The organism is Flavobacterium sp. LK-23 (assembly GCF_058135255.1).
In genome coordinates, this window is the sequence record NZ_JBYUVT010000005.1 from 326083 (window position 1) to 347967 (window position 21885).

Consider the following 21885-nt stretch of genomic DNA (forward strand, 5'->3'; position numbering starts at 1 on the left):
AAAACTACATTTTGTTGTATTTTTCTACATTCAAAAAGCAATAAAAGACAATTCTAAATGATTATAAGAAACTCCAAAAAAATTCTTCTAGGAATATCGGTTTTAATATTCTCTTTTTCGAATAATATAACAGGGCAAAAGAAAGCAACCGAAAAACGAAATTTAATTCAATATGTTGATCCAATGATTGGAACAGCAAAAATGGGACATACTTATCCAGGTGCAACAGTTCCTTTTGGGAGCGTGCAATTAAGCCCAGAAACCGATACTATTGCTTACAGTTTAAACGGAAAATACAACGGAGAAGTTTATAAATACTGCGCTGGCTATCAGTATGAAGATAAGACGATTGTAGGTTTCAGCCATACCCATTTCAGCGGAACGGGACATTCCGATTTAGGCGATTTCTTAATTATGCCAACAACTGGCAAACTGCAATTGAATCCTGGTGTAGCATCAAAACCGTTGTCTGGTTATAGATCTGCATTTTCACATTCGACAGAAAAAGCAGAACCGGCATATTACAGTGTTTTTCTGGAAGATCATAAAATAAAAGCAGAATTGACAGCGACAACGCGCGTTGGAATGCATCAATACACTTTTCCAAAATCTAATGAAGCACATATCATTTTAGATCTGACTTCAGGAATTTACAACTACGATAAAAAGAATGTTTGGACATTTGTTCGTGTAGAAAATGACACTTTAATAACGGGATATCGCCAAACAAACGGATGGGCGAGAACTAGAACGGTTTATTTTGCAATGTCTTTCAGTAAACCAATTAAAAGTTACGGACAAGCTGCTCATGAAAAAAGCGTTTATAGAGGTTTTTGGGGAAGATTCGATCAAACAAAAAACTTTCCAGAAATGGCAGGTCAGAACCTAAAATTATTTTTTGATTTTGATACGAATGAAGGCGAGAAAATTAAAATCAAAATGGCACTATCTCCTGTAAGTTCTGCCGGTGCATTAGAAAATATGAAAAAAGAAGTTCCAGATTGGGATTTCGAAAAAGTGAAAAAACAAAGTCAAGAGGTTTGGAATAACGAATTGAATAAAGTTCAAGTAGAAACCATTCAAAAAGAAGATTTGGTTAATTTTTATACCGCAATGTATCATGCATTTTTGGGACCAACAGAATACGTGGATTTAGATAAAAATTATAAGGGGCTAGATATGAATGTGCATAAAGCGGAGAATTTTACCAATTATACCAGTTATTCACTTTGGGATACGTATCGTGCTTTGCATCCGTTATTTAATATTGTGCAGCCAAAAAGAAACGCCGATATGGTAAGTTCTATGTTGGCACATTCAGATCAAAGTGTTCATAAAATGCTTCCAATTTGGTCGCATTATGCCAATGAAAACTGGTGTATGATTGGATATCATTCGGTTTCGGTTGTGGCAGACGCAATTGTAAAAGGCAATATTAGTTTTGATGCCGAAAAAGCGCTTCAAGCTTGTGTAAATACTGCAAAAGTGCCGTATTACGATGGTTTGGAATTTTACATGAATAAAGGATATGTTCCAGAAGATAAAAACGGTGCTTCGGTTTCTAAAACTTTAGAATATGCTTATGACGATTGGGCAATTGCACAGGCAGCTAAGAAATTAGGAAAAACAGATATTTATAATGAATTCATTACTAGATCGAAAAACTATAAAAATGTTTATGACGAGAAAACGGGTTTCATGCGTCCGAAATTAAATGATGGAACTTTCAAGAAAGAATTTGATCCATTAGATACACACGGGCAAGGCTTTATTGAAGGAAATTCTTGGAATTACAGTTTATATGTTCCGCAAGATCCTGCCGATATGATTAAATTAATGGGTGGAAACGAGCAGTTTAAAATCCGTTTAGATTCGTTATTTAATATGCATCTTCCAGACAAATATTTTGAAAGTACAGAAGATATTACCAGAGACGGAATTATCGGAAATTATGTGCACGGAAATGAGCCTTCGCATCACGTTGTATATTTGTACAATTGGACCGATGCTCCGTGGAAAGCGCAAGATAAAATTAGAATGATCTTGAAAAAAATGTACAGAAATGGAGCCGACGGTTTAGGCGGAAATGATGATTTCGGACAAATGAGTGCTTGGTATATTTTTAGCAGTTTAGGATTTTATCCAGTTGCTCCAGGCTCTGATGAATATGCATTAGGAAGTCCGTTGCTTAAAAATGCTATTTTAAATTTAGAAAACGGAAAAACTTTTGAAGTTGAAACCGTAAACCAATCTGATAAAAACGTATTTGTGAGTAAAGTGTTGCTGAACGGAAAACAATTAGATAAACCATTTTTAAAACATTCTGATGTTGTCAATGGCGGAAAAATTACGTTTTATATGAGCAACAAACCTAATAAAAAGAGTTATTAAATGATAGGTGCTGAGATTCTAAGATTCTAAGGTACTAAGTTTTTTTGACCTTTAGAATCTAAATCTATACATAAACCTAACAGGTTTTTAAAACCTGTTAGGTTTTGTTAGAATAATTAATTCGTGAAAATTTGTGTAATTCGTGGCTAAACAACAAAAAACTTCACGAAATTTGCACTTCAAATAAAGACAATCGATATGAAGATCAATTTAAAATCAGGAATAGAGAAACTGCTTTTCGGAATGAAGCAGAATGATGTAACAGCAGCTTTAGGAAAACCTGATAAAAACTATAAAGACGAAGACGACAATGTGATTTTTGTTTATAATGCACACAAAATCAGATTGACATTTTATCAGGAAGAAGATTTGAAATTAGGTTATTTAGTAGCATCAAGCAATGATCTAGAAGTTTTCGGATTCAAATTAATCGGAAGAAAAATTGCTGACGTAAAGAAAGATTTTGCTGCAAAAGGAATCACAAAATTCAATCAAGAAACTTTTGATACTTTTGAAAATTACTTCAACGAAGACAACTGGTTTATCCTTCAAACAGAATTTGATGAGGTAGTGAAGTTTGAAATTGGAGCCATCATCAATAGTAAAGATGAGTTTGATTGGAAATTTCCAGTGAAAAAATAAACTTATTTTTGTCAGGCTGAGCGAAGTCGAAGCCACACAAGCCGAATCACAGTGTGGGACTTCGACTTCGCTCAGTTTGACAAACCTAGAAGACATAAAAAAAACCGACAATCACTTGTCGGTTTTTTTTTATGTCTTAAAAAGAAATTATCCTTTTAACCATGCATTTTTAAGTTTCTCTTTTGAAGCATCTGTAGCTTTAAAAGTTTCTGTTTCTTCAAATGGCAGTTTTACAGTTCCTTTTATGGTTTCTTCTTTAGTTCCACGTTTTACTTTAAGTGTAATAGGATCATTTTCTTTCCAGTTTTCACTTTCTGTAATTAAATCATAAATGTTATCTAGATTATATGATTTATTGTTTACAGCTAAAATTTTATCGCCACCTTTTAAGTTTAGGTTTTTAAAGAATGCAGTTGACTCTGATTCAGGACGAACCGCGATTTCTTTTGTTGCCTTATCAATAGTAATGTAAGGAGTTTGGCCTTTAATGAACGGATTTCCAGCCTTTTTCTCGCTTGCTTTTGTAACACCCACTTTTGCTAGATAAAAATCGTAAGGAATTGGAGTAGTTCCAGCTACATATTTATTTAAAAAGTCACCAACTTCAGGATAAGTCAAAGAAGTGATTTTTGCGAATAATTCATCGTCATTAAAAGGTTTTTCAACCCCATATTCATCAGATAATTTATGCATTAAATCCAAAATACCTCTTTCTCCATTACTTTTCTCTCTAATGATAATGTCAATACACATACCAATTAAAGCGCCTTTTTGGTAAACATTTAAATATTGATCTTTATAAGGCTGATCCAATACATTTTTACTCATTACAGTAAACGACATCGTATCATCTAACTGTTTAGATTGTGCAATCTTGTCTGCAATACGCGTATAGAATTCAGCTTCGTCAATTAAACCTTGGTTAATTTGAAATAGATTAGCAAAATATTCTGTTACCCCTTCGTACATCCATAAATGTTCTGACATTTTTGGTGCATTGTAATCAAAATACTGAATTTCTTTTGAGTGAATAGTCAATGGAGTCACAATGTGGAAGAATTCGTGAGAAACTACATCTTTTAATGTTTCTACCAATTTTTCTTTTGGCATTGATTCTGGTAAAACTACAGTTGTAGCAGTTGGGTGTTCTAAAGCTCCAAAACCGTGAGCATCATCTTTAGCCATGCTTGAGAGATAGACCAAAACAGTGTATTTTTTAGTAGAATTTACTTTTCCTAAAAAGTTTTTCTGTGCGGTCATCATGGTTTTCATCTCTGGAGTAATGCTCTCTGCAGTATATTTTCCGGTAGGAGAGTACACAGCAATTAAGATGTCCATTCCGTTTACATTAAAAGTAGTGTAATCAGGTTTAGAATACATAATTGGATTTTCTACCAAAATAGCATAACGAGAAGTGGTAAACACATCAGAAGTATTGCTAGCATCTTGATCTGTCATAGAAGTAGCTCCCCAAAGTGTTTCAGGATGCGTGATCGTAACTTTGTACGGAACGTCTAATTTATCTTGAAAATATCCTACAAAACCATGAGTGTTAACCATGAAATTTTTTCCTGCATCGATGTTTGTTCCTGCTGGAGAAAAAATATCGTCATTTCCAAATCCAGTTCCTTTTTCTGTATCGAAAGTATCGTTTACCAGATAAGTAATTCTTTTTAATGTCTTTGCGTTTGAGATAGACCAAGAATTATCACCTAATCTCTTTACAGTAAGAGCATTTCCTTTAGCATCAAAAGCTTTAAAATCTTCTGAATATTTTCCGTAATTATCTGTTGAATAAGTACCAGGAACGGTTTTAGGAATACTGTAGGTAATTTCATCAGTCTTAATGGCTGGAGGAGTGACAGTTACTAAAACTTTGTCGTCTTTAACATCGGTTAAATTGATATTAACTTCAACTATATTGCTTTTCGCGGCTCCAGTGCTACCTGTTTTACAGCTCCAAAAAGTTACCGCTAGAGCTAAGGTGTAAAGTATTTTTTTCATTTTTATATGTTTAGTTATAGTATTTGACACAAAAAGTACCGAAAAGTTACTAAAAAATCACATTATATTTACAGATAAAAAAAAACTCCTGAAAAACAGGAGCTTTATTTTAGTCTAATTTATTTTTGATATAATATTTTCCGTCCAAATCTTCATCAAAATCATCTATTTTAACTGGTTTTGGTTTTGGTTTATTTGCAATTGCCTTCTTTTTCCACATCTCAAATTTTTCAAGAGGCATTTTCTTTTTCATGATGTCCAGGACTTCTTTTTCTGCCAATCCAAATTCTTTCTTTATAATTTCAAATGGATTTCTTTCTTCTAAAGCTAACGAAACAAGTCTTTCGGTTTGTTCCGGAGTTAATTCTTTGCGGCTACTCTTTTTCATCTCGTGAAAATTAATTCAAAATAGGGTGTTAATTATTAATAGATTGATTTTCAATTTCTGTATCAATATTAAAAAAAAAAATAATAAGTTGGTTCAGTAAAGTTCAATTTTTTTAATGATTTTAACTGTTTTTGAAGGATCGTGATTTTTGAAATGAAATTTTTAACAGATTCTTCAATTCATTGTTTTCTTCAGACTGCATATGAGTGTCTACACCATATATAAGTTGATCTTTAGGTAAGTAGGTAAAGGTTTTAAAAAGCCTGTCCCAAATAGAAAAAATATTGCCATAATTGCTATCTGTATAAGGCAGCACATAATGATGATGCACTTTATGCATATTAGGCGAAACAATAAAGTAACTTAAGAATAGATCCAATTTTTCTGGAAGTGAAATATTGGCATGGTTGAATTGCGAAGCAACAACTGATAGTGATTGATAAAGAAAAACCATCCACATGGGAGTTCCTATAATTAAAACGCCTAAAGTGGTAAAAATAAAACGGACTACACTTTCTCCAGGATGATGTCTATTGGCAGTAGTGGTATCGATCCAAGTGTCGGTATGGTGCACCAGATGAAACTGCCAAAGAATTTTTACTTTGTGTTCTACCAAATGAGCTAAATAAGCTCCAATTAAGTCCAAAAGCAGTAAGCCAATTATAGTATATAGCCAGATAGGCATTTCTGGAAGCCATTGCAGAATTCCAAAATTATGTTCCATTGTCCAAGCAGCAGTTCGTATTAAAATAAACGCAAGAATAAAATTGACAACAATGGTAGTGAAAGTAAAAAAGAAATTGATACCTGCATGAGGCCATTTTTTATATTGCATTTTAAACAAAGGAAAACTGTTTTCAATTAGCCAGAAAATAGTAATACCGCCAACCAAAATCAAACTTCTATGCGAAGAAGGAATCGTAGAAAAATAATTAATAATGTCATTCATGATGCATAAATATTTCAATTAATTAAATATTTCTTTCGGTTTTACTCCAATAAAAAAGAGAAAACCAAATATAAATATATCTGATTTTCTCTTTAGAAATTATTATTTAGGATATTATTTTTTGATGAGGCTGATTATAAATAATAAAACCCACGCACCTCCTACAGCAATCAGAATCTGCCATAGAAGACCTCCACCTCCAATGCCTAGTTTTCCAGCGATCCATCCTCCAATGAATCCGCCTATGATTCCGACAATAATATTGCCAATTAAACCAAATCCGGCACCTTTCCAGATTTGACCCGCTAGCCATCCAGAAATGGCACCTATAAGTAAGAAATATAAAAATTCCATATTTTTATTTTTTTGATGATGTGTTGAGTTCTTTTTTTAGTTATTATGCTTCTGCGTGATTTTGAAGCAGTGTTTTATAAAGAAAACCTGCAGCTAATGCACCAAGAATAGGGGCAACCCAAAACAGCCAAACCTGAGTTAATGGCTCTCCGCCAACAAAAATGGCTTGAGATAAAGATCTCGCTGGATTTACAGAAGTATTCGTAATCGGAATACTGATTAAGTGTATTAAAGTTAACGCCAAACCGATTGCGATTCCTGCAAATCTGCCATTTGCAAATTTATCAGTTGCTCCTAAAATCACTAGTAAAAAGAATAAGGTAAGTACAAATTCTGCAATGAAAGCAGATTGTAGCGAATAGCCATCAGGAGAAAAAGCTCCAAAACCATTAGATGCAAAGGCTCCCGCTTTTGTACTGTCAATTGCAAAACCAGCTTTTCCAGAAGCTATTGTATATAGAGTTCCTGCTGCCGCAACAGCTCCAACACATTGTGCAATGATATACGGAATAAGATCTTTTGCAGAGAATCTTCCGCCAGCCCACAAACCAAAAGAAACAGCGGGATTAAAATGACCGCCAGAAATATGGCCAACAGCATAGGCCATTGTAAGTACCGTTAAACCAAAAGCAAGCGCAACACCAGCAAATCCGATTCCTAAATTTGGAATTCCCGCTGCAAAAATTGCGCTTCCGCATCCACCAAAAACAAGCCAATAAGTTCCAAAAAACTCTGCAAATAATTTTTTCATAATAAAATAATTTAAATGGTTAATGTTAGAATGTATATTGGTAAGCCCAATAAATTAAAACAATTTGTAAGGGCAAACGTACAAATAAAATCCATAATGGTAAACCAAATCCTGCTTTTTTATTTTGAAACATGTACAAATTGGCAGGGAAAACAGCAATTAATAGCATTATAATTCCCCAGGCGGCAATTTGTGTTGTAAAAGGCAGGATTAGAAAGATGCCTAGAATAATCTCAGCGGCACCACTTAAAATATTTATTAATTTGGGGTTTTTAAATGCGGGCGGAATGATCTTTATGTACATTCCAGGTTTTCTAAAATGATTTAGTCCAGCAAGAATATAAAGGAAAGCCATTAAATATAAATGCCAAGGTAAAATCATGATATTTAATTGTTTATCACGAATTTATAAAAAAATTAACAATTATTGCATTACAAGACTTCTTTTTTTGAAATTATGTATTTTGGGCTATTTTTTTGACTTGAAATTTACATTCATAATAATTATGGCCAGAATAATCAATACAATGCCGACCCATTGAGAAAAGATTACTTTTTCGTTTAATAAAACATACGCCATCAATACAGAAACGGGCAGTTCAAGAGCAGAAACAATACTTCCTAGTCCGATTCCAGTTAACGGAAAACCTGCTGTCATTAAAAGCGGTGGAATTATGGTACCAAATAATGATAATACAATTCCCCATTTTAGGAAGATTTCCATATTAAAGGCTGTAACTTGTGTTGCAAAAGCAAAAGAAAATACAATAACAGCACCTCCTAAAAGCATATAAAGACTTCTTTGAGCAGATGAAATTTCGGTTGCTACACTATTGGCAGTAAACATAGTTGTAGTAAAAGATGCAGCAGCGAGCATTCCCCAAACTAAACCTCTCCAATCTAATTCGATATCATTATTGATAATATTAGTGGCTAAAACAGTTCCAAAAAGCACTATTAATACCGCAATTACCTTTTGTTTTGAAGGCAGTTTTTTTTCTAAAATCATTTCAAGCAAAACACCCATCCAAACCGTTTGCATCAATAAAACGATTCCGATAGAAACAGGAATGTATTTTACCGCCAAATAATAAAATAAGCTTGTCATTCCTAAAGAAGTTCCAGCCAACATTAAACTGAAAATATTTTTACGAGATGCTTTTACGGCAGGTTTGTTTTTGTTTTTAATACGCTGAAAAAGATTGATGGCAAGAATACCTAGAATTCCGTATATAAACTGTGAGGTCGTTACTTCTGCAGTTGTGTATCCTTCAGAATAGGCCATTTTTACAAAAGTAGCCAACATTCCGTAAGTAGTTGCTCCCAAAGCAACAAGAAAAACACCCTTTAATACATTATTTTGCGACGTCATAAATTATCTATTTTAAAAAAATTAAGCCGGCAAAGGTAAGCTATTTTGTTTAGGATTCTCTTGTACTATGTTGAAAATAATGATTTAATTGTAACAGAATTGATTTTTAAAGGCTTAAAATAAGAATTCTTTAAAAAGTTAAAGAGTGAAAAATAGAAAAGCCATCAAGAATAATTCTGATGGCTTTTTATATCTATAAAGAATAAAACTTCTCTTTTCTAATTACTTAGGCTGGTTTTGATACGTTTCAATTTCAAAAATTAAGGTTGCATTTGGAGGGATAACTCCGCCAGCACCTTTTTCGCCATACGCTAAATTTGAAGGTAAAAAGAAAGTCGCTTTTTCTCCGTCTGTCATCATATCAAGAGCTTCAAGAAAACCAGGGATCATTCCCTCTTTTTTACCAACTGTAAAAGGAAACGCTTTGTATCCGCCTTGCGCATCTCTATTGGCATCATATTTTCCGTATACTTTTGCTACTGGAGCCATGCTGCTGTCAAATAAGTTTCCGTCTTCAAAATACCCAGCGTAGTGAAAATAGATGTTAGAACCTTCAGCACCTTTAACGCCAGTACCTTTTTGAGTGATTACATATTTTAAACCAGAAGCTGTTGCAGTTGCTTTTGCTTTTAAGTCTTTAAAATAAGCTGCTTTTGCAGTTATTACTTTTTTTGCTTCTTCTTTTTTAGCCGCTTCTTTTTTTACATCATCGCTTAAAACTTTTAAAGCATCAAATTTCTTTGCAGCAGCACCTTTGCGTGTAATAACAATTTTTGTCATTACATCGTCCTGAACAATTTTATTTACATTATCCATTCCAGATACTACGTGGCCAAAAATAGTGTGTTTTCCGTTTAACCAAGGAGTATCTTTATGTGTAATGAAAAACTGACTTCCGTTTGTTGCCGGACCAGAATTTGCCATAGCAAGAACACCGCCTTTTTCGAATTTTAAATCGTCTACAAATTCATCTTTAAAAGAATATCCTGGACCTCCAGAACCATTTCCTTCTGGATCACCACCCTGAATCATGAAATCGTTAATTACTCTATGGAATTTTAGTCCGTTGTAAAATGGTTTTCCTTTAAGAGATGCTTTAACGTTAGGATTTGTACCTTCTGCCAAAGTAATAAAGTTTGCTACTGTAACAGGTGCTTTTACATACTCTAAAGAAAGAACAATGTCTCCTTTTGTAGTAGATATTGTAGCGAAAATCCCGTCGCCAGGATTTGACGCGGCAGCTGCTGTAGTTGTAGGTTTCGCTGCTGGTTTTGCCGCAGGCTTTTTAGTTTGAGCTTGTATATTTACTATTGCTAAGCAAAATAAAAATAGAAATTTAAATTTCATTGCTTTTAAAATTTTAAGTCTTTAATTCAATTACTGTTTGTCTGAAATCTGGATTTCGAAAATAATATTAGCGTTTGGCGGAATTACACCTCCAGCACCAGTTGCTCCATAAGCTAAGTGAGATGGAATAAAAAGAACTGCTTTGTCTCCATAAGACAATTGCTCAACTCCTTCAATAAAACCAGGAATTAAACCGTCTTTTTTCCCAGCTTGAAATTGAATGGGTTGGTAGCCATTTTGCGCTGCTCTTGCAGGATCAAATTTCCCGAATGGTTTTGCCACTTCTTCAATGCTAGTGTCAAATAAAGTTCCGTTTTCAAGGAAACCAGCGTAGTGAATGTAAATTTGATTTCCAATAGCAGGTTTCTTGCCACTTCCTTTTTCTGTAATTACATATTCTAAACCGCTTGTAGTTTTAGTTGCTTTTGGTTTTAGAGAAGCGTAATAATCTACTTTTTCTTTTTGAGCTCCAGCATATTTTTGTTGTTCTTTTGCAATGTCAGCAAAATAGTCGTGGAATACTTTTACAGCATCAAATTTTTTCGCCGCTTCACCATTTCTAATAATAGTTACAGCAACAATATTGTCTCCTTGAACAACTTTGTTTACTACTTCTTGATCTTTTGCGCTTACCACATGACCGAAAATAGTATGTAGGTTGTCTAACCAAGGAGTTTCTACGTGAGTGATAAAAAACTGGCTGCTATTTGTTCCAGGTCCGTTATTTGCCATTGCTAAAACTCCAGCTTTGTCAAATTTTAAATCTGAAAATTCGTCTTTAAATTTATATCCAGTATCTCCAGAACCAGTTCCTAATGGGTCACCGCTTTGAATCATGAAACTTTCAATTACTCGGTGAAATTTTAAACCGTCAAAAAAAGGTTTCTTTTTTAATTGTTCGTGTGTTACAAACTCGTTTTTACCTTCAGCTAAAGTCACAAAGTTAGCCACTGTAATAGGTGCTTTTTTGTAATCAAGCTCTACAATGATGTGACCTTTATTTGTTTCGATATCGGCATATAAACCATCAGGAAGATTACTGTGGTCATCTTTACAAGAATAAAATGAGCCTACGGCTATTAGTAATAATAAAATACTCTTTTTCATTTTAAGATGTTGTTTTTATTGAGTTAATGTAATGTATCTTTTTTAGCTGGCGCAGCAGGTTTTGCAACTGCAGGTTTTGGTGTTACGGCTGATGGCTGAGCAGCAGGTTTTACTGTTTGTGCCGCAGGATCTGGAACAAAATTTCTAAGCGTTATTGTAACGATTAGAGATTCGTTTGTTCCAATTTTTTTATTATCTCCGTGATATCCGTAAGCCATATGCGATGGAAATAAAAACGTGACAGTTTCGTTTTTATGCATTCTTTTTATTCCGTCACGAAGCCCCATCATAATGTCTTGTTTGTCTACATAGTAAGTTTGAGGACCAAGATCTGATTCAGAATAAATGACATTGCCTTTTATGTCTTTTACTTCCATATTGAAGTAAGCAATATCGCCTTTTCTTGGAGCTGCAGTTTCATTTGTATTTCTTTCGTCGTAATAAAACCAATAGCCTTTTGGAGTAGCATAATATTTTACCTTCGGATTGCTTTTGATTATTTTCTTAATGACATCTTCTTCATTTGCCACTAATTTTTTGTTTCGGTCAGCCGATTTTTTCATGAATGTTCCCGAAGCTCTAGAAATGGGTCTTCTGGCTTCTTCATGATGCTTACAGCTGCTTAATAAAACCGTAAAAAGCAAAGTGTAAATGCTAAGTTTTAGGTAGTTCATGATTTGGATTATAATTTTAGTTTTTTTACTAAATCTTCAAATTTATTAACTGTTTCTTGCATCGAAACTTCAGATCTTCCGCCAGCTGCATTACTATGTCCGCCACCGTTGAAATGGTCTCTCGCAAACTGATTTACATCAAAACCTCCCTGCGAACGGAATGAAATCTTGATAATCCCTTCGTCTTTATTTTCGATAAAAATAGCAGTAAAAACAATATCTTTTATACTTAAGCCATAATTAACAATTCCTTCAGTATCACCTTTAACATAATTAAAAGAATCTAGCTCTTCTTGTGTTAACGTGGTATATGAAGTTTTATGATTTTCGAGGATCTTCATGTTCTGCAAAGCACGTCCTAATAATTGTAATCTGCTGAAAGAGCTATTGTCAAAAAGTAATACAGGAATCTGAGTGTTTTCAACTCCTAAATCAATTAATTCGGCTATAATTCTATGTGTATTTCCTGTTGTGCCAGGGAAACGGAAAGAACCAGAATCGGTTAGAATGCCTGTATAAATACAAGTTGCAATGGTTTTATCAATATCTTCTTTTTTGTTTAAGAAAGTGATAAAGTTATAAACCATCTCACAAGTAGATCCGTATGAAGTGTCAGAATAAGTATATGTAGCGTAATCATCAGGTTTTTGATGATGATCGATCATAATGAAAGTTGCTTTTAGCTTTGCTAAAGTATGCTCCATTTCGCCTGTACGGTGAAAAGCATTAAAATCAAGTGTGAAAATGATTTCAGCTTCTTCTAAAATCTGTGTGCAGATTTCGGTTTCTTTTTCGAATATTTTTACGGTTTCAGATCCTGGAAGCCAAGCTAAAAAATTAGGAAAATCATTCGGAGCAATTACTGTTGCCTGATGATTGTTTTTAATTAAAAAATGGTATAAACCTAACGTTGATCCCATTGCATCGCCATCTGGTCCTCTGTGCGGAATGATGACAATTTTCTTTGGGGTGGCGAGTAATAATTGAATCGCTTGAATATCTTGTATTTTCATAGTGTGCGAATTTACATTTTTTTAATGTAATGCTGAAAATAATTTTAGAGGACAGTCGGAGTAGTTAGTGTTCAGTTTTTAGTGTTCAGTTTTCAGTCGCAGTTTTCAGTCTCAAAACTAAGTCTCCTTATTTTTGGATTCAGTTTTCAGATATTTTAGGGTTAAAAAGAATGTACGCGGATGAAACGGATTCGCTATCGCGAAAACGCGAATTTGGACGGATTTTTTTATTTTGAAACTGAGAGTGTAAACTGCGACTGCGACTGAAAACTCCATTAAAGAAACTTTTGATACAATTTATATTTAGCCCCCTTTACAATCTGTGATTTGTAAATTCCAACAGAACCAGAAGAAAAATAAGCAATTGTACAGGCAATTGCGATGAATATTCCAGGAGCAATTCCGAATAATTCCATTCCCATAATCGTGCAGGCGATAGGAGTGTGGGTTGCGCCTGAGAAAACAGCAACAAATCCGATTCCTGCTAAAAGCGCAATAGGCATTGGAATTACGATCGATAAAGCACTTCCTAAAGTCGCACCGACAAAAAATAGCGGCGTTACTTCGCCTCCTTTAAAACCAGCTCCTAATGTGAATCCGGTAAATAAAATTTTTAGCAGAAAATCATACCATTGGTTTGGATTCGAAAAAGAATCGACAATTACAGGAACTCCTAATCCAGAGAATTTTGTAAATCCGAAACCGGCAATAGCAATAGCCAAAACGACTCCACCAATTACAGGACGAAGCGGAGGATATTTAATGTTTTTCGAAAAAAGTGAACCCCAAAAATGTGTGCTTCTAGAAAATAATAATGCTGCAAATCCAGATAAAACCCCAACAATTAGAGTGAAAATAATATTATTTAGACTAAGTTCTGGAACAACAGGAATACTGTAATGCGTATGTTTGATTTCCCAGAATTCTACAGTAAAATAGGCCGCATAAGCCACTAAAAAAGAAAGTAAAATGCTTTTAAAATTAATTTTACTGAAGTATAAAACTTCTAAAGCAAAAATAGCTCCCGCAAGAGGAGTTCCAAAAACAGAAGCGAAACCGGCACTGATTCCGAGAATAATCAGAATCTTTCGTTCTGAATTATCAAGTTTGAAGAATTTTGTAAACTGATCGGCAATTGCACCTCCCATTTGTACCGCAGTTCCTTCTCGTCCTGCAGATCCTCCGAATAAATGTGTCAATAATGTTCCTAAAAGTACTAAAGGAGCCATTTTAAACGGAATAACTTTTTTAGGATTTTCGTATTCTTCCAATAAAAGATTGTTTCCTTTTGCAACTGATTCTCCCCAATAATAATAACTCAATCCCACCAGAAATCCGCCGAAAGGCAAAAGCCATATAATCCAGTCATGGTGAATTCTAAATTGTGTCACCCATTCTAAAGAAACTAAAAAGAAAGCAGATGCAGAACCTGAAAGTATGCCTATTAAGACACAGATAAGAATCCATTTTGGAAGAGAAAGCAGAAAATGTTTTGGATTTAAGGAAGTCATTAATGAATTCTAAAAGTTTGCCACGAATTTCACGAATTTTCACGAATTAAAAGATAAAAAAAAAACATTTTTAATCCATTAATCTCTGGCAAAAGAAAAAAAATAGTAAAAATTCGTGAATTCGTAGCTATAAAAATTACTGAACAACAGCAGTAAATTCTATTTCAACCAGATATTCTGGAGCAACCAGTTTACTGATTTCATAAAATCCTGTTGTTGGTTTTATATCTTTAAAGAAAGCAGAGTGTGCTCTTGCTACTTCTTCAAAAGTAGAAACATTGGTAGTAAAAATTCTAGTTCTAATCACATCTTTCATACCCACATTTAAATCTTCTAAAACTTTTTCAACTCGCTCCAGAATGTTATAGGTTTGAGCATAAGCATCATCAGCTTTTACTTTTTCACCGTCAACAATGGCTACAGTTCCAGAAACTTCTACAATATTGCCAATTCTTACGGCACGGCAATATCCCATTTTGTCTTCCCACGGCGATCCGGTTAAGATGTTTTCTCTTTTCATTTTTTTAGTTTTTTGCGAATTTGTCTATACGTTTTAAAAGCAAATTCAGGTTAATTAAAGATGCTGCAATTTAAGAATTATGGTTCTGAAAGGAATAAAAAAAAGCTTGAAATCAATTCAGAAATTCAAGCTTTTTTGTGATATAAATCGTTATTCGGTTTCTTTTTCTTCGTAAAGGCGAAGCTTATTTTGTATCGTATTTAAATTTTGCTGTAAGGTTTCAATCTTATTTAATAAATGTGCAATGGCATCAATTCCTTCTAAATTAATTTTGAGATCGTAATGCATTCGAATCATTTTTTCTATTGTTGGCAACTGTTCTGGTTCCAGAAATTCATCATTTTCTTGGGTAATAATATGAATGAGTCCGTAATTATTAAGTTCGGTTATGAAGGTGTTTTCAATTTCGTGATAGATACAAAACTGTTTGATCTGGATTAAATTTTTACTTTTCATGACTTTCTTAGTTTTGCTAATTCTTCAAATAATTCTTTTTCTTTATCAGAAAGTTTTGTTGGGATTTTGATGGTGTACGTAATGTATAAATCACCAAACTGATTTTCTTTTTTATAGACAGGAAATCCTTTTCCTTTCAGTTTCACTTTGGTTCCAGGTTGTGTTTCTGCTGGGACTTTAATTTTTACTTTTCCATCAAAAGTATTAATAAACGTTTCTCCGCCTAAAATAGCTGTGTACAAATCAATTGGTGCGTCGGCGTATAAATTATTTCCTTCACGTTTAAAATCTGAATTATTTGAAATTATAAAGGTGATGTACAAATCGCCGTTTGGTCCACCGTTTACACCTGGCCCGCCATGATTCGGAATTTTAATAATCTGCCCATTTTCTACACCAGCGGGAATTGTAATTCTAATATTTTTTCCGTTTACAGACAAGTTTCGTTTATGTGTTGTGTAAGCTTCTGCTAGGTCTAACACCAGTTCAGCATTAAAATCCTGACCTCTATATTTAGATTGCGATCTGCTTCTTCCTCCGCCGTACATCGAATTGAAAAAATCGGAGAAATCGCTTCCAGAATATTCTCCGCCTCCAAAACCAGAGAAATCACCTTCAGAATATTGATAACCGCCTTGCTGTCTGCTTTGCTGCTGGTTCGGATCGTAGCCTGCTTTTTCAAATTCGTCAGCATGTTTCCAGTCTTTACCATACTTATCGTATTTTTTTCGATTTTCAGGATTGCTTAAAACTTCGTTTGCTTCATTTATTTCTTTGAATTTTTTCTCGGCTTCTTTATCATTCGGATTTAAATCTGGATGATATTTTCTAGCCAGTTTTCTATAGGCCTTTTTGATGTCTGCTTCTGTAGCCGATTTTGTAACATCCAATATTTTGTAGTAATCTATATAATCCATTTTGCTGTGATTTATAAATGGTAAATAAAGTCTTCAAGGTAAGAATAAGTTGTTAATAATCAAAATACTATATGCTTTTAAAAAGTAAGTCTTTGGAATTTGCAAATTGTAAAATTGAAATTTATTTTTTATGAAATAAAAAATTTTGGCAGGTTTTTTGATTCCAAAAATTAGCTTAATTTAATGTTATAAAACTCCTAAAGTTGCAGCACCTAACTAAATTATACTATTTTTGTGAAGCTAGACTTTTGGTTTGTATTAATTATAAAAGGCGATTCGATAATACTTTTTCAATGAAGCACATTTTATTTTTCATATTATTTTTTACTGCGATGTCTGTATCGGCTCAAATTGAGTCTAATACTAAATTCAAAGCAATTCCAGGGGGAAAGTTTACTGCGAAGCCCAAAAAGACTCCGATTCCTGAAGTCAAAGATCCGCAGGCAGATTTTAATGATATGCCGGCAATTAAAACGCCAAATGTTTTTGAAAATACTACTATAACTCCAAAATCAAAATTTCAGATTGGAGAAGAAAAAAGCAAATTTACCATGTCTACTGAAACCGATTTTGCTAATCCCGGTGACCGATATGTAGCAAAAATGGAAAAAGATTTAGATAAAAGCTTGAAAGATGCTGGTTTGCGAGAAGGACGCGGCGTGTTGGTAAAGAGGAATATTTCGTTGGGTGATTTTAAAACGAAATCAGAATATTTTATAGTGAAGTTTCGAGATTTTGGAGCAATTGATGGCGATTTGGTAAAAGTATCTTGCAATGAAGTTGTGGTAAGAGACCGAATTTTGCTAGATTCTAATTTCCAGCAAGTAAAAATTAATCTTGGACAAGGTTTTAATAAATTAGATTTTGAAGCTTTAAATATAGGAACGCTTGGAGGAAACACAGCAGAAATACAAGTTTACGACGATAAAGGCAATCTAGTTACCAATGATTACTGGGATAATCTTGCCGCAGGTTTTAAAGCGTCGATAGTGGTGACGAAAGAGTAATTTTTTTAAGATACTAAGGTTCTGAGGTTCTAAGATACTAAGTTTTTTTTTCAGAAGCTTAAACACAAACAAAAAGGAGATTCTAAAATAGAATCTCCTTTTTGTTATACAATCTGATTAAAATCTCAGAACCTTAGAATCTTAGAACCTCAGAATCTTAGCATCTTAGACTAAAATGGATCCGCAGTAACCTTAAACTTCATTTCTGCTTTTACGGTCACATCCTTTGTTAAAGTTTCTTTCAATGTTACTTTCGTTCTGATTTTATAACTGTCTGCTTTTATATATTCATCTAATCTTTTATCTGTACAAATCAAATCGATCGTATTGCTGGATACATTGATATTGTCAGCATACGCTAATTCAATTTCTTCTGAGTTAGCCGTAGAAATATATAGATGTACAGATTTTAAAAAGGTAAATGTTTTATCCGAAGGATCTGTAATTGATAATTTCAGCGATCTGATTTTTACGTCTTTCACCAAATTTGCTTTTGTTTTATTGTTTTCAAACTCAGCAGAAGAATTGGTCGTAACCTCTGGCGTAATAATCTCTGAAGGTAAATTGATTGGAGAAGTGCTTTGAATTTTAATCGAAGCATTGTTCGAAATAGTAAAAGTCAGCAAATCATCAACAGTGTTGCAAGAGCTAAAAAAGATCGACAAAAAAGCTGTCAGGGCAATAATTTTTGATTTCATGGTTAAATTAAATTGGGTTTTTCGTTAGATACGAAATAATTGGGTTTTTGGATTTGCAAAGATACTGAGTTGCTAAGGTTCTAAGATGCTAAGTTTTTTGTTTTTGAGTTAGAAAAAAGCTCAGAATCTTAGTAACTAAGTATCTTAGAATCTACAGTGAAAAAAAAATATTTTTTTTCACTGCTCCGATTTTTCAATTTCGAATATAAAAAGTATTTTTGCGCATGCAACACAACGTACTTATTTTAGATTTCGGATCGCAATATACTCAGCTTATTGCGCGTAGAGTTCGCGAATTAAATATATTCTGCGAAATTTTTCCTTACAATCACATTCCAAGTGATTTATCAAGTTATAAAGCCGTAATTTTAGGAGGAAGCCCTTTCTCTGTTAGAGGAGAAGATGCGCCACATCCTGATTTATCACAAATTAGAGGTAAAATGCCTTTGCTTGCTGTTTGTTACGGAGCTCAATATTTGGCTCATTTCAGCGGTGGAGAGGTGGCTGCTTCCAATACAAGAGAATACGGTAGAGCAAACTTGTCTTATATTAAAGAAGGTGAAACTTTCTTTGAAGGAGTTTCAGAAAACAGTCAGGTTTGGATGAGCCATAGCGATAGTATCAAAGCGCTTCCAACAAATGCTGTAAAATTAGCAAGCACGCATGACGTAGAATACGCAGCTTACAAAATTGAAGGCGAAACTACTTATGCAATTCAATATCATCCAGAGGTTTACCATTCTACAGATGGAAAAAAAATGCTGGAAAACTTCTTAGTAAAAATTGCTGAAGTTCCTCAAAACTTTACTCCAAATGCTTTCGTTGACGAAATGGTAGCAGAACTAAAAGAGAAATTAGGAAACGATAAAGTGGTTCTTGGTTTATCTGGAGGAGTAGATTCTACTGTAGCGGCAGTTTTATTAAACAAAGCCATCGGACAAAATTTATACTGTATTTTCGTTAACAACGGACTTTTACGTAAAAACGAATTCCAAAATGTATTAGATCAATACAAAGGAATGGGATTAAATGTAAAAGGAGTAGATGCTGGAGATCGTTTCCTTGGCGAATTGGCCGGAATCAGCGATCCTGAAACGAAACGTAAAACAATCGGTCGAGTATTTATCGAAGTTTTTGATGATGAATCGCACTTATTAGAAGACGTAAAATGGTTGGCGCAAGGAACTATTTATCCAGACGTTATCGAATCTGTTTCGGTAAAAGGACCATCTGCGACAATTAAATCGCACCATAACGTTGGTGGATTGCCAGATTATATGAAATTAAAAATTGTAGAACCACTTAGAATGTTGTTTAAAGACGAAGTTCGTAGAGTAGGTGCTACATTAGGAATAGATCCAGAATTATTGGGAAGACACCCTTTCCCAGGACCAGGATTATCAATCAGAATTTTAGGAGATATTACGCCAGAGAAAGTACAAATTTTACAAGATGTTGATTCTGTATTTATCGAAGGATTAAAATCTTGGGGATTATACGATAAAGTTTGGCAGGCTGGAGCAATTTTGCTTCCTGTAAACAGTGTTGGTGTTATGGGTGATGAGCGTACTTACGAAAAAGTAGTAGCGCTTAGAGCTGTAGAATCAACTGACGGCATGACTGCTGACTGGGTTCATTTACCTTACGATTTCTTGATGAAAGTGTCAAACGACATTATCAATAAAGTAAAAGGCGTGAATCGTGTAGTTTACGATATTAGTTCGAAACCACCTGCAACAATTGAGTGGGAATAGTAGCATAATTTAAAATTAAGGTCTTACATTTGTAAGGCCTTAATTTTTTATAACCTACTATTTATGAGAGAACTTTTAACGATTTCTCTTGTGTTTGTTTTGTCTTTTAACAAAATAACTGCACAAGATGCAATAATTGAACACAGAATTCAAAAAGGAGAAACCGCTTTTTTCATTGCCAAAAAATACAAGGTTTCTGTAGACGAGATTTACAAACTCAACCCCGAATCGCAAAACGGAATCAAGGATAATCAAATTATAAAGATTCCAGTTCATCACTCCTTAGAAAATACAAATTCAAAGCAGCAAACCCATATTGTTGCACCCAAAGAAACATTGTTTGGTTTGTCAAAACAATATCATGTTTCAGTTGAAGCCATTCAGAATGCCAATTCAGAAATTCTTGCCAGCGGACTCCAAATTGGTCAAGAATTAATAATTCCCCAAAATTTAGATAGTGCAACTAAATCAGAAGTTGGTGTTTCTTCAAAAACTACGCATCAGGTTGTGGCTAAAGAATCTCTATTCAGTATCGCGAGACAATACAATGTTTCGGTTCAAGATTTAGAAAATTTAAATAAAGACATTTTGATTAATGGATTGCAAATTGGTCAAACGATTTCAATTCCGAACAAAAGAAAAACTTTGGATGGGAGAGTTCGCGTAATTAATCAAGAAACCATTTTTCATGTTGTAGAGCCAAAAGAAACCAAGTTTTCGATTGCTAAGAAATACGGAATTTCAATTGATCAATTAGAATCTCAAAATCCTGAAATCGTAAACGGATTAGTTGTTGGAAACAAATTAGCCATTAATACTGCAGCCATAAAACCATCAAACGAAAGTGAAGAATTGATGTTGGCTTTGGCCGAAAAACAAGTGGTGGTTGAAAAAACAAAAGCTAAAACAGTCGAAATAGAGGATTTAAAAGACCGTCTTGTGGTTCAGAAAGAAATGAATCAGAAAATTATAAAAATTAATGATCTGAAAGTGAATTTGAACGATATGAATGGTTCTAAAGAAAACTCAGTTGAAAAACTCCGATTGGTTTTAGAAGCTAATAAGAATGTTCAGGATATTTTAATGGCAAAATTAGATTCGCTTGTCACTTCAATGAATAATGATTTGAAAGAATTGAAACGAATGGATATTCTCAATGTTGAGGAATCTAAAAGATTGGAAAAACAATCTTCTGAAGGAATCAATAAAACGAATGAATTATCGTCTCAATTGAAAAAGGAATTGGCCGAAAATCGAAAAGCCTACGCTGGTTTGATGAATAAAGTAGAGAAAATCGCAGTTGAGGAAAATCAGGAATACAAGAAGAAAATCCGCGAAAGCGAGAAAAAAAACAATACAGAACCTTTACAGCAGCGTTTGTCTTTAGAAGAAATTAAACGTTATAAAATCGAGCAGGAAAAAGGAGATGAAAAAAATCAGCTTTTAATTGCTAAAATAGATTCTTTGGATACTCAGAAAAAAATTGAGGTTAAAAGACACATCAGTAAAGCCTCTTATTATAGTATGGAAGCTCGAAAATTTGATGATAAATTGGCTTTGATCAAATTGAAAAAATATCAGGATGAAGCGGTTAAGAAACAGAAGAAAAATGGTACAGGAGAAAATTCAAAAACAATTTCATTGCAAGAAATGAAACAAGAATTGAAAGACAATCCGTTAAGACCTGACAAAACAGTAAAAGTTGAAGTTTATGATAATCTTAAAGAAGTTTCAAACGGGTATTACTTAGTTTTAGGTATATTTACAGACGCAGTTGACCGAGATAAGCTCATTATGAAACTCATTGATTCTGGCGAATTTAACGCTAGCTTCTTTTTCAACATTAACAGCCTTTCGTATTATGTTTACGCCGATAAGTTCGAAAACATGGAAGAAGTGCTTTATAAATGCAAGAAAAAAGAAGAAGATGAGTTATATAAAGAAATCATTATTGCTAAAGTAGAAATCGATTTAAGGTAATTTTTACAGCGATAAAGCAAACGGCGCGAATTTTGCTTTTAGTAAAATTG

The 21885-nt window shown here is 33.8% G+C and carries 21 protein-coding genes; 5 read left to right on the forward strand and 16 right to left on the reverse strand.

Annotated elements, in window-relative coordinates; genetic code table 11:
* Positions 1-57: 57 nt before the first annotated feature.
* Entirely contained in the window at positions 58-2391 is a 2334-nt protein-coding gene (locus AC3Y25_RS10790) for a GH92 family glycosyl hydrolase (RefSeq protein ID WP_489902749.1), read from the forward strand.
* 198 nt (positions 2392-2589) lie between these two features.
* Positions 2590-3033 carry a hypothetical protein gene (locus AC3Y25_RS10795; protein ID WP_095929892.1) on the forward strand — a complete coding sequence of 148 codons (444 nt, stop codon included), beginning with the start codon at positions 2590-2592 and terminating at the stop codon, positions 3031-3033.
* Between the two features lie 147 nt (positions 3034-3180).
* Here the strand turns inward: AC3Y25_RS10795 and AC3Y25_RS10800 are convergent, their stop codons facing one another.
* From AC3Y25_RS10800 to AC3Y25_RS10870, 15 genes are all read right to left on the reverse strand, one after another.
* The gene (locus AC3Y25_RS10800; protein ID WP_427872724.1) at positions 3181-5037 is read right to left on the reverse strand and encodes a M61 family metallopeptidase; all 1857 of its coding nucleotides are present in this window, start codon (positions 5035-5037) and stop codon (positions 3181-3183) included.
* A gap of 109 nt (positions 5038-5146) precedes the next feature.
* Entirely contained in the window at positions 5147-5425 is a 279-nt protein-coding gene (locus tag AC3Y25_RS10805; protein WP_008462445.1) for a DUF2805 domain-containing protein, read from the reverse strand.
* A 121-nt stretch (positions 5426-5546) separates the two neighbouring features.
* Positions 5547-6374, reverse strand: a complete 828-nt coding sequence (locus AC3Y25_RS10810) for a sterol desaturase family protein (RefSeq protein WP_489902750.1) — start codon at positions 6372-6374, stop codon at positions 5547-5549.
* Between the two features lie 114 nt (positions 6375-6488).
* Positions 6489-6728, reverse strand: coding sequence for a GlsB/YeaQ/YmgE family stress response membrane protein (locus AC3Y25_RS10815; RefSeq protein ID WP_111286841.1), 240 nt, complete (start codon positions 6726-6728; stop codon positions 6489-6491).
* Between the two features lie 43 nt (positions 6729-6771).
* Positions 6772-7479, reverse strand: coding sequence for an aquaporin Z (aqpZ, locus tag AC3Y25_RS10820; protein ID WP_489902751.1), 708 nt, complete (start codon positions 7477-7479; stop codon positions 6772-6774).
* A gap of 25 nt (positions 7480-7504) precedes the next feature.
* Positions 7505-7861 (reverse strand): DoxX family protein, encoded by a 357-nt coding sequence (locus tag AC3Y25_RS10825; protein WP_489902752.1) that lies wholly within the window; start codon positions 7859-7861, stop codon positions 7505-7507.
* An 87-nt stretch (positions 7862-7948) separates the two neighbouring features.
* The gene (locus AC3Y25_RS10830) at positions 7949-8851 is read right to left on the reverse strand and encodes an EamA family transporter (protein WP_489902753.1); all 903 of its coding nucleotides are present in this window, start codon (positions 8849-8851) and stop codon (positions 7949-7951) included.
* A 222-nt stretch (positions 8852-9073) separates the two neighbouring features.
* Positions 9074-10198, reverse strand: a complete 1125-nt coding sequence (locus AC3Y25_RS10835) for a peptidylprolyl isomerase (protein ID WP_489902754.1) — start codon at positions 10196-10198, stop codon at positions 9074-9076.
* Between the two features lie 30 nt (positions 10199-10228).
* Entirely contained in the window at positions 10229-11305 is a 1077-nt protein-coding gene (locus tag AC3Y25_RS10840; protein ID WP_489902755.1) for a peptidylprolyl isomerase, read from the reverse strand.
* A 23-nt stretch (positions 11306-11328) separates the two neighbouring features.
* Positions 11329-11979 (reverse strand): gliding motility-associated peptidyl-prolyl isomerase GldI, encoded by a 651-nt coding sequence (gene gldI / locus AC3Y25_RS10845; RefSeq protein ID WP_250835356.1) that lies wholly within the window; start codon positions 11977-11979, stop codon positions 11329-11331.
* A gap of 8 nt (positions 11980-11987) precedes the next feature.
* A complete protein-coding gene (locus tag AC3Y25_RS10850) occupies positions 11988-12992 on the reverse strand; it encodes a DHH family phosphoesterase (protein ID WP_095929903.1) in 1005 nt (334 codons plus the stop codon).
* A 275-nt stretch (positions 12993-13267) separates the two neighbouring features.
* Positions 13268-14503 carry a voltage-gated chloride channel family protein gene (locus tag AC3Y25_RS10855; protein WP_489902756.1) on the reverse strand — a complete coding sequence of 412 codons (1236 nt, stop codon included), beginning with the start codon at positions 14501-14503 and terminating at the stop codon, positions 13268-13270.
* A gap of 136 nt (positions 14504-14639) precedes the next feature.
* Complete coding sequence (locus AC3Y25_RS10860; RefSeq protein WP_095929905.1) at positions 14640-15023, reverse strand: RidA family protein; 384 nt, start codon at positions 15021-15023, stop codon at positions 14640-14642.
* A gap of 150 nt (positions 15024-15173) precedes the next feature.
* Positions 15174-15479: a chaperone modulator CbpM gene (locus tag AC3Y25_RS10865; protein WP_489902757.1), complete on the reverse strand. Its 306-nt coding sequence runs from the start codon at positions 15477-15479 to the stop codon at positions 15174-15176.
* Positions 15476-16396, reverse strand: coding sequence for a DnaJ C-terminal domain-containing protein (locus AC3Y25_RS10870; RefSeq protein ID WP_489902758.1), 921 nt, complete (start codon positions 16394-16396; stop codon positions 15476-15478). Before AC3Y25_RS10870 ends, AC3Y25_RS10865 begins: the two co-directional genes overlap by 4 nt.
* Before the next feature lie 293 nt (positions 16397-16689).
* On the opposite strand from AC3Y25_RS10870, the gene AC3Y25_RS10875 reads away from it, so the two are divergent.
* On the forward strand, positions 16690-17403 hold the full coding sequence (locus tag AC3Y25_RS10875) for a hypothetical protein (protein WP_250835361.1): 714 nt from the start codon (positions 16690-16692) through the stop codon (positions 17401-17403).
* A 170-nt stretch (positions 17404-17573) separates the two neighbouring features.
* Here AC3Y25_RS10875 and AC3Y25_RS10880 read toward each other — a convergent pair whose 3' ends face one another.
* Entirely contained in the window at positions 17574-18101 is a 528-nt protein-coding gene (locus tag AC3Y25_RS10880; protein ID WP_250835362.1) for a hypothetical protein, read from the reverse strand.
* 224 nt (positions 18102-18325) lie between these two features.
* Between AC3Y25_RS10880 and guaA the strand changes: the two genes are divergently transcribed.
* Complete coding sequence (gene guaA / locus AC3Y25_RS10885) at positions 18326-19855, forward strand: glutamine-hydrolyzing GMP synthase (RefSeq protein ID WP_012024443.1); 1530 nt, start codon at positions 18326-18328, stop codon at positions 19853-19855.
* A 63-nt stretch (positions 19856-19918) separates the two neighbouring features.
* Positions 19919-21835 (forward strand): LysM peptidoglycan-binding domain-containing protein, encoded by a 1917-nt coding sequence (locus AC3Y25_RS10890; protein WP_489902759.1) that lies wholly within the window; start codon positions 19919-19921, stop codon positions 21833-21835.
* Positions 21836-21885: the final 50 nt, after the last annotated feature.

What these genes read in the sequence shown, in the direction of transcription:
- AC3Y25_RS10790 (WP_489902749.1), top strand. Translation starts at nt 58, where the DNA reads ATGATTATAAGAAACTCCAAAAAAATTCTTCTAGGAATATCGGTTTTA.
- AC3Y25_RS10795 (WP_095929892.1), top strand. Translation starts at nt 2,590, where the DNA reads ATGAAGATCAATTTAAAATCAGGAATAGAGAAACTGCTTTTCGGAATG.
- AC3Y25_RS10800 (WP_427872724.1), bottom strand. Translation starts at nt 5,037, where the DNA reads ATGAAAAAAATACTTTACACCTTAGCTCTAGCGGTAACTTTTTGGAGC.
- AC3Y25_RS10805 (WP_008462445.1), bottom strand. Translation starts at nt 5,425, where the DNA reads ATGAAAAAGAGTAGCCGCAAAGAATTAACTCCGGAACAAACCGAAAGA.
- AC3Y25_RS10810 (WP_489902750.1), bottom strand. Translation starts at nt 6,374, where the DNA reads ATGAATGACATTATTAATTATTTTTCTACGATTCCTTCTTCGCATAGA.
- AC3Y25_RS10815 (WP_111286841.1), bottom strand. Translation starts at nt 6,728, where the DNA reads ATGGAATTTTTATATTTCTTACTTATAGGTGCCATTTCTGGATGGCTA.
- aqpZ (WP_489902751.1), bottom strand. Translation starts at nt 7,479, where the DNA reads ATGAAAAAATTATTTGCAGAGTTTTTTGGAACTTATTGGCTTGTTTTT.
- AC3Y25_RS10825 (WP_489902752.1), bottom strand. Translation starts at nt 7,861, where the DNA reads ATGATTTTACCTTGGCATTTATATTTAATGGCTTTCCTTTATATTCTT.
- AC3Y25_RS10830 (WP_489902753.1), bottom strand. Translation starts at nt 8,851, where the DNA reads ATGACGTCGCAAAATAATGTATTAAAGGGTGTTTTTCTTGTTGCTTTG.
- AC3Y25_RS10835 (WP_489902754.1), bottom strand. Translation starts at nt 10,198, where the DNA reads ATGAAATTTAAATTTCTATTTTTATTTTGCTTAGCAATAGTAAATATA.
- AC3Y25_RS10840 (WP_489902755.1), bottom strand. Translation starts at nt 11,305, where the DNA reads ATGAAAAAGAGTATTTTATTATTACTAATAGCCGTAGGCTCATTTTAT.
- gldI (WP_250835356.1), bottom strand. Translation starts at nt 11,979, where the DNA reads ATGAACTACCTAAAACTTAGCATTTACACTTTGCTTTTTACGGTTTTA.
- AC3Y25_RS10850 (WP_095929903.1), bottom strand. Translation starts at nt 12,992, where the DNA reads ATGAAAATACAAGATATTCAAGCGATTCAATTATTACTCGCCACCCCA.
- AC3Y25_RS10855 (WP_489902756.1), bottom strand. Translation starts at nt 14,503, where the DNA reads ATGACTTCCTTAAATCCAAAACATTTTCTGCTTTCTCTTCCAAAATGG.
- AC3Y25_RS10860 (WP_095929905.1), bottom strand. Translation starts at nt 15,023, where the DNA reads ATGAAAAGAGAAAACATCTTAACCGGATCGCCGTGGGAAGACAAAATG.
- AC3Y25_RS10865 (WP_489902757.1), bottom strand. Translation starts at nt 15,479, where the DNA reads ATGAAAAGTAAAAATTTAATCCAGATCAAACAGTTTTGTATCTATCAC.
- AC3Y25_RS10870 (WP_489902758.1), bottom strand. Translation starts at nt 16,396, where the DNA reads ATGGATTATATAGATTACTACAAAATATTGGATGTTACAAAATCGGCT.
- AC3Y25_RS10875 (WP_250835361.1), top strand. Translation starts at nt 16,690, where the DNA reads ATGAAGCACATTTTATTTTTCATATTATTTTTTACTGCGATGTCTGTA.
- AC3Y25_RS10880 (WP_250835362.1), bottom strand. Translation starts at nt 18,101, where the DNA reads ATGAAATCAAAAATTATTGCCCTGACAGCTTTTTTGTCGATCTTTTTT.
- guaA (WP_012024443.1), top strand. Translation starts at nt 18,326, where the DNA reads ATGCAACACAACGTACTTATTTTAGATTTCGGATCGCAATATACTCAG.
- AC3Y25_RS10890 (WP_489902759.1), top strand. Translation starts at nt 19,919, where the DNA reads ATGAGAGAACTTTTAACGATTTCTCTTGTGTTTGTTTTGTCTTTTAAC.